At 66.5% G+C, this 4,582-nt stretch carries 6 protein-coding genes; 3 read left to right on the plus strand and 3 right to left on the minus strand.

Going from position 1 to position 4,582, the window contains the following annotated elements; translation table 11 throughout:
• The coding region (locus IC50_RS35345; RefSeq protein WP_035716022.1) for a DUF2778 domain-containing protein at positions 1-962 on the plus strand (962 nt) is incomplete at its 5' end.
• A gap of 7 nt (positions 963-969) precedes the next feature.
• Here the strand turns inward: IC50_RS35345 and IC50_RS35350 are convergent.
• Together IC50_RS35350 and IC50_RS35355 are read right to left on the minus strand one after the other, a co-directional pair.
• Positions 970-1,599, minus strand: a complete 630-nt coding sequence (locus IC50_RS35350) for a glutathione binding-like protein (protein ID WP_035716037.1) — start codon at positions 1,597-1,599, stop codon at positions 970-972.
• Positions 1,600-1,610: 11 nt separating this feature from the next.
• Positions 1,611-2,204 (minus strand): cysteine hydrolase family protein, encoded by a 594-nt coding sequence (locus IC50_RS35355; RefSeq protein WP_035716024.1) that lies wholly within the window; start codon positions 2,202-2,204, stop codon positions 1,611-1,613.
• Between the two features lie 132 nt (positions 2,205-2,336).
• On the opposite strand from IC50_RS35355, the gene IC50_RS35360 reads away from it, so the two are divergent.
• Entirely contained in the window at positions 2,337-3,176 is an 840-nt protein-coding gene (locus tag IC50_RS35360) for a LysR family transcriptional regulator (protein ID WP_035716027.1), read from the plus strand.
• Positions 3,177-3,280: 104 nt separating this feature from the next.
• A complete protein-coding gene (lepB, locus tag IC50_RS35365) occupies positions 3,281-4,027 on the plus strand; it encodes a signal peptidase I (protein WP_035716029.1) in 747 nt (248 codons plus the stop codon).
• Positions 4,028-4,197: 170 nt separating this feature from the next.
• On the opposite strand, the gene IC50_RS35370 is transcribed toward lepB, so the two are convergent.
• A partial coding sequence (locus IC50_RS35370; protein WP_035716033.1) for a TCP-1/cpn60 chaperonin family protein occupies positions 4,198-4,582 on the minus strand: 385 nt, incomplete at its 5' end.

Here is a 4,582-nt window from a genome sequence, read left to right on the forward strand (position 1 = left end):
AGCGTGCGCCCAAAGTGGCGCTGCGCGAGGCCGGCGAGGCCATCAGGGAAACCTTCGCGCTGCTGCCCGACCGGCTCCAGGTCGCAGCTCCGATCTCGCGCGAGATGTTCAACGAGCGCTTTGCCGCGGCTGGGACGGAGGGCGTGCCATCGAATGCGGCGAGCGCCGCGCCCGCGACCCAGGTTGCGGCGGCCAGGGAATCTTCGAAGGACGCCCCGAAGCAGAGCGTGATCGCGAAGGCCGCGGAAGCGCTGAAGCCGGCAGCCAGGGCTGCTGACAGGACCACTGACAAGGCTGCCGACAAGGCCAAGCGTGCGCCGGATGCCCAGATGCAGCTGGCCTCGGCCGATCCGGCCCAGATCGTGCCGGCGCCCGAGGCCAAGCCGAAATCGTTCGCCGATCGCGCCAAGGCCGCGGTGATGTCGATCACCGGTCCGCGCCAGTCGATGGTCGAAAAGCTCTGGGGCAAGCGCGAGCCGTCCGGCGGGCTGCTCGCCTACGCCTCGGCCGATGCCAGCGTGACCGCGTCCATCGCGCCGAAGGAGCAGAATCCGATGTTCGGCGGCGCGCCGCCCTATGAGCGCGACACCGCGGTCTACGACATCACCGCCAGGACGGTGTATCTGCCCGACGGCACCAAGCTCGAGGCGCATTCGGGCCTCGGCTCCAATCTCGACGATCCGCGCTCCTCGAAAATCCGCATGCGCGGCGTGACGCCGCCACATATCTACACGCTGAAGCCGCGCGAGGCGCTGTTCCACGGCGTGCCGGCGCTGCGCCTGACCCCGATCGGCGGCGAGAGCGCGATCTACGGCCGCGACGGCCTGCTCGCGCACACCTTCATGCTCGGGCCGAACGGCGATTCCAACGGCTGCGTGTCGTTCAAGGATTACTACGCGTTCCTCGACGCCTACCGCAACAAGGGCATCCGCAAGCTCGCGGTGCTGGCGCGAGTGGAGTGAGGAGCCCTCACGCCGCCATCGCCCTGCGCAGCGCCATCTCGGTCACGATCGCTGCTTTCACCGCGGGCCGCGCCTGCATGCGCTCGAGATAGGTCGACAAGGACGGCCATTGCGCGATGTCTATTCCTGCGGGACGCAGCAGCAGCAAGGCCCAGGTAAGATGGGCATCCGCGACGGTGAAGCCGTTGCCGACGAGGAATTCGCGGCTCGCAAGGTGCGTAGCAGGCACCGACAATGTCTGCGCGATCCGTGCCCGCGGCTTGGCGAGCGAGCCCTCGTCCTTGTACCAGAAGGTCGGAAACAGGAACGCTTTGTGGATCTCGGCGCCGATGAAGCTCAGCCATTCCTGCAGCCGATAGCGGTCCGGATCGCCGAAGCGGGGCGCGAGGCCCGCCTGCGGCTTTAGGTCGGCGATGTATTGCAGCACCGCTGCGCTCTCGGTCAACCGATCGCCATTCTCCAGCACCAGGACCGGCACCGCGCCCATCGGCGACAGGTCGCGGAAATCGCTGCCGTCGTCCACGATCCTCTTGGTCCAGATATGGGCGAGGTGATACTGCGCCTCGATATCGGCCTCCATCAGCGCGATGCGGCTCGAGAGCGAGCAGGCCATCGGAAAGAAATAGAGCTGCAGCATCGCACTCTCCATCAGGTCAGTGCTTCGACCTGCGCGATGATCGCGAAGCGGTCCGACAATTCGGCCAGCGCGACCTGATGGATCGTCCGGGCGTCCAGCGTGCCGCCGCGCCCGTCGGGCAGGTCGCGGGTGGCGCAGGCGTCGGCCGCGATCGTCGTGCGCAGGCCGAGATCGAGCGCGGCGCGGGCCGTCGAAGACACGCACATATGCGTCATGAAGCCGGCCAGCACGATGTTCTTGAGTCCGGTCGCGGCCAGCCGGGTCTGCAGGTCGGTGCCGGCAAAGGCATTTGGCAGCGCTTTCTCGATCACGGGCTCGCTGGCGAGCGGCGTCAGGCGCTCGACGATCGCGCCGCGCGCGGCCTCGCGGTCGAACAGGCCGCCGGCGCGGCCCCTGTGCGCGACGTGGATGATCGCAGCGCCGCTCTCCCGCGCGCGCGCGAGCAGGCGCGCAGCCGCCGCGATCGCTGGCTGTGCATCGGGCAGGGCCAGCGGACCGGCGCAGTATTCGTTCTGGATGTCGATCAGCACGAGGCAGGCCTCGTTGAGCTTCGGCGGATTGAGATCGGCGCCGGCGAGTTCGAGCAGGGTCTTTGGAGCGGTCATGCTGGTGGGGCCTTCTGGGGAATGTCGGATGAGGCGACACTAGCGCAGCCGGAGCCTGCCATTGTGCCGGAATATTGCGGCATACGGCTGCAAATTTGCAGGAAGGCGCCGCCGCCTGCTAGGCTCGGCCTCATGAACTGGGACGACCTGCGCATCATTGCCGCGGTGAGGGACGAGGGCACCTATGCCGGCGCCAGCGCGCGGCTGCGCATCGACGAGACCACCGTCGGCCGCAGGCTGGCACGCATCCAGCGCGATCTCGGCGTGCCCTTGTTCGAGGCGGTGGACGGCCTGCGCCGGCCGACGCGGCATTGCGAGGCGGTGCTCGAGCATGTCGGCGCGATGGCGGCGCATGCGGCGGCGATCGACCGCATCAAGGAGAGCCAGGTGGGCCCGGTCGGGCGGCTGCGCATCGCCTCGACCAATGCGGTCGCCGAAGAGCTGCTGGCGCCGCATGCGGGCAGCTTCCTGCGCGATCACCCGGGGCTGACGCTGCAATTCCTCACCTCCAGCGGCAACGTCAAGTTCTCGCGCTGGCAGGCCGATCTCGCCATTCGCCTGCGCAAGCCGGAGAAGGGCGACTTCACCATCTCCAAGCTCGGCGAGGTCAGGCTGTATTTCTTCGAGCCCGCGGACCGCGGCGGCGGTGAGCCTGTGGCCTGCGTCTATCCCGACGAGCTCGACGCGATCCCCGAGCAGCAATTCCTCCGTGCCAAGCGTCTGAAGAACGTCCGCTGCATCACCGACAATGTCCGCATCGTCAGGACCATGATCCAGTCGCATCAGGCCGTCGGCGTGCTGCCCGAGCATAGTTGTAGAACATTGCTGTCGGATCGCAGCCTGCGCGCCACCTTGCTGCCAAAGCGGCGCGATGTCTGGCTCTTGGTGCAGAACCATCTCAAGCGCGATCCGGCGACGCGCGTGACGATCGACTGGGTGCGGTTCTGCTTCAGGGATCTCTCGAACCGCTGATCGTCACGTGAACGCGATCCGCGGCGCCGCGCGACCAAGTCATGGGTTGCGCGCGCGTGCAGGTTGCGTAAGCTCGCAACCACCGTCTTCATCAGGACAGATTCATGACCACGCTCGAGCAGGCCATCCGTCCCTCCGCACGATCGCGGGAATGGAAGGCGATCGTCATCCTGATCCTGATGATCCCGGTGCTGTGGTCGCCGTTGTTCCTGTTTCGAACCTTCCTGTTTCAGCCGTTCAATATCCCTTCAGGCTCGATGATCCCGACGTTGATGGACGGCGACAACGTCCTGGCCGCCAAATATGCCTATGGCTGGGGCCGCTATTCGTTCCCTTATGCGCCGTCCTTCATCTCTGGCCGTTTCGGCGCCGCCGATCCCGCCCATGGCGATATCGTCGTGTTCGCGACGCCGAAGGACCCGTCGAACGTTTATGTGAAGCGCCTCGTTGGCCTGCCCGGCGACCGCATCCAAATGCGGGAAGGGCAGCTGTTTCTCAATGACAAGCCGGTGACGCGCGTCGCTCTGACGGCCTTGCCCGCGGGCTCCGCCTGCGGAGCCGAACCGGGCGCGAGAGCCAAACGCTGGTGCGAGACGATGCCGAACGGCGCGAGCTATGTCACCTACGACTGCGTCGACCGCGGCTATGTCGACAACACCGCTGTTGTCACCGTGCCGCCAGGCCATTTCTTCGCGATGGGCGACAATCGCGACAACTCGACCGACAGTCGCTTCCAGTCGGCGATGGGCTTCATCCCCCTGGACAATCTGGTCGGAAAGGTGACGCGGATCTACTGGTCGCTGGACTCCAGGGGCGAACTGCGCCCTGAGCGGATGGGGAAAGTGCAGTAGGGAGCAGTCCCCCGTCTCGTCATTCCGGGCGCGCGCCAAAGGCGCGCCGGATGACGGAGTTCAAACAAAAACCCCGGCATCACTGCCGGGGTTTTGTAGTTGTGGAGCGAGATCCCGGATCTGCGGTGCACCGCTGCGCGCTGCACCGCGTCCGGGACGACTTCGTCGCCTTAGAAGTCCATGCCGCCCATGCCGCCGCCGGGGGGCATTGCCGGGCCGGCGCCGCCCTTCTTGGGCAGCTCGGCGACCATGGCTTCCGTGGTGATCAGGAGCGCGGCCACCGAGGCTGCGTTCTGGATCGCGGTGCGGACCACCTTGGTCGGGTCGATGATGCCCTTCTTGACGAGGTCGGCATATTCGCCGGTCTGGGAGTCGAAGCCGTAATTGTAGGTCTTGTTCTCCAGGATCTTGCCGACGATCACCGAGCCGTCTTCACCGGCGTTGATCGCGATCTGGCGGGCGGGAGCCGACAGCGCCTTGCGCACGATCTCGACGCCGGTCTTCTGGTCGTCGTTCTTGGTGCGCAGGCCCTTGAGCTGCTCGGAAGCACGGAGC

It is taken from the genome of Bradyrhizobium genomosp. I (2014), from assembly GCF_000261685.1.
In the GTDB taxonomy this organism is placed as follows: domain Bacteria; phylum Pseudomonadota; class Alphaproteobacteria; order Rhizobiales; family Xanthobacteraceae; genus Bradyrhizobium.

Excerpts from the sequence above, each read along its gene's own strand:
- IC50_RS35360 (WP_035716027.1), top strand. The coding sequence starts at position 2,337 with ATGAACTGGGACGACCTGCGCATCATTGCCGCGGTGAGGGACGAGGGC.
- IC50_RS35350 (WP_035716037.1), bottom strand. The coding sequence starts at position 1,599 with ATGCTGCAGCTCTATTTCTTTCCGATGGCCTGCTCGCTCTCGAGCCGC.
- IC50_RS35355 (WP_035716024.1), bottom strand. The coding sequence starts at position 2,204 with ATGACCGCTCCAAAGACCCTGCTCGAACTCGCCGGCGCCGATCTCAAT.
- lepB (WP_035716029.1), top strand. The coding sequence starts at position 3,281 with ATGACCACGCTCGAGCAGGCCATCCGTCCCTCCGCACGATCGCGGGAA.